The organism is Ruminococcus sp. (assembly GCF_024691275.1).
Classification (GTDB): Bacteria; Bacillota; Clostridia; order Oscillospirales; family Ruminococcaceae; genus Ruminococcus.
Window position 1 is genome coordinate 1 of record NZ_JAILNU010000026.1, and the last position, 2209, is coordinate 2209.

The following is a 2209-nucleotide window of genomic DNA, read 5'->3' on the forward strand; positions in this document are numbered from 1 at the left end:
CGAAGTGCGATATTATCCACGCTTGTTATCTGCTCACGCAAAAGCAGCAGCGCAAGAAGCGGGGCGAAGCTGCAAGGTATCATAGAGAGAATAAACCAGCGGTTTTGCTTCCATTCCTTGTAAACAAGTCCCGTCATTACGCCTCTCTCCTTTCATGCGACCTCCACATCGCAAGGAAGAATAATACACATAATACAACAAAAACGGCTAATATGCAAAGTGATGTTTTCCCAGAACTCAAAAAAGTTTCAAATTTGTTGACCGCTTCTTCCGAGATCATAGTACCGTCCTCAGCAGGCTTTTCAGTTTTATTCATACCGGGAAACAAGCCAAAAACTTTAAGCACAGCTCCCGCGCCTACAAAAGCAAGTGCGCTTATCAGCTTCAACTGTTTTTTATCGTTTGCAAACATCATGATATAGCTGTATGCAATATCAACAAGCATCACAGCACAGACAGCTCCAAGATAAATATTCAGCATACGGCAGATAGGATCAATTCCCTCTACTGCAGTGTTGATACCCGCTACGATTTTGCATACCATTAAAAAAGCAACTGATAACAGTCCAAAGAACAGGATATAGCATAGCTTTGTCAGCAGATCGGACAATGCCTGCTGTTTCGCAGTCGGTGGGAGGATAAAGGAATACCGCTTCCACCCTGAATTTATATCCGTTTTCTGTAAGCCGTTGTTTGTGCCTGCCAAGAACCCGCCTGTCAGTGCGACAATACCAGAAGCAAGCCATACTATACTGATCAGATCCTCATCCATTTCCGAATCTCCTGATTGTCCACCGATCATTATTGGAAGCAGCAGCATCAGCGAGAGCAGAAGAAACAGTATCAGCATAAGTATGCAGCGCTTACGAGTCAGCTTCAATTCACGATATATAAGCGATCTGTAAAGTTTCATTATGACCACTCCTTTGTGTCACGGTGTACATAGTAGAGCATGATATCGTCAAGGCTTGCAGGGTCCATAACGCAGTCGCTGTATTTGTAGGAGGCATTTTCACGGTCATTCACCATGACCTCTGCACCGAAACTGTTGGTGCGTATGCTGACGATATCCTCACTGTCGATATCTTGCAGCTTTTCTTGGTCGCACTTGAGAATACCGTGCTGCTCGATTATTTCGTCCTTGTAACCCGAAAGCAGTATCTTTCCCTTGTCGATGAATGTCACCATATCGGCTATCTTTTCAAGGTCTGAGGTGATATGCGAGGACATGAGTATCGAGCGCTCGCCGTTTTGCAGATACTCCATGAAGATATGCAGTATCTCGTCACGAACAACAGGGTCAAGACCTGTTGTTGCTTCATCCATGACGAGAAGCTCGGCATTGTGAGAAAGTGCGCAGGCTATCTGCAATTTCATCTTCATGCCTTTGGAGAACTGTCCTATCTTCTTTTTCAAAGGAAGCTGAAAAAGCTCGATATATTGCATATATGCGGCATTATCCCATTCAGGGTACATACCCTCAAATATCTTTGCCATATCTTTTGCATTGAAAACATCATGGAACGGCAGCTCGTCAAAGACTACCGCTATTCGCTTTTTTATCGCAGTTTCGTCCTTTATATGGTCAAGACCGAGCAAGCGTATTTCGCCGCTGTTGATGTCCGTAATATGCAGCAGACTGCGGATAGTTGTAGTCTTTCCGGCGCCATTCTGTCCGATAAAGCCCATGATACAGCCCTTCGGCACATCAAAGCTGATATTATCCAGCGTAAAGCCGTCATATTTTTTGGTAACGCCCTTGATCTCGATCGCGTTTTCGTAATCATTCATATTATTCCCCTCCGTTGACAAGGTCGAGCAATTCGTGAAGCTCCTCCATCGTGACGCCTGCCTTGCGCGCCGTGTCACCTGCCTCCATGAGCAGCGACTCGATACGCTTGATCTGCTCCTCACGATAGAGCTCTAAGTTCTGCGCCTTGACGAATGAGCCTTTGCCAGTGTAGCTTTCGATAAAGCCGTCACGTTCAAGCTCTTCGTAGGCGCGTTTCGTTGTCATAAAGCTGATACGAAGTTCTGTCGCCAAAATACGCATAGAAGGCAGTGCTTCACCCTCTTTTAGCTTTCCTTCCAGTATCATAGTCTTTATCTGGTTAGCTATCTGCAAATAGATAGGTTCACCTGATGAGTTACTGATATTGATATTCATAATTAGTGTACACTCCTTCGGGGTCAAGGCTCTCACAGCATT

Annotated in this window: 3 protein-coding genes; all 3 read right to left on the minus strand. The window is 45.1% G+C overall.

Translation table 11 applies throughout. From position 1 onward, the window contains the following. Nucleotides 1-136 precede the first annotated feature (136 nt). The 3 genes from K6G33_RS03085 to K6G33_RS03095 are packed head-to-tail and all read right to left on the minus strand — an operon-like array spanning nt 137 to nt 2167. Nucleotides 137-913: an ABC-2 transporter permease gene (locus tag K6G33_RS03085; protein ID WP_296776151.1), complete on the minus strand. Its 777-nt coding sequence runs from the start codon at nt 911-913 to the stop codon at nt 137-139. Then, complete coding sequence (locus K6G33_RS03090) at nt 913-1791, minus strand: ABC transporter ATP-binding protein (protein WP_296776154.1); 879 nt, start codon at nt 1789-1791, stop codon at nt 913-915. Before K6G33_RS03090 ends, K6G33_RS03085 begins: the two co-directional genes overlap by 1 nt. 1 nt (nt 1792) lies before the next feature. Beyond that, on the minus strand, nt 1793-2167 hold the full coding sequence (locus K6G33_RS03095) for a GntR family transcriptional regulator (RefSeq protein WP_296776156.1): 375 nt from the start codon (nt 2165-2167) through the stop codon (nt 1793-1795). Nucleotides 2168-2209 lie beyond the last annotated feature (42 nt).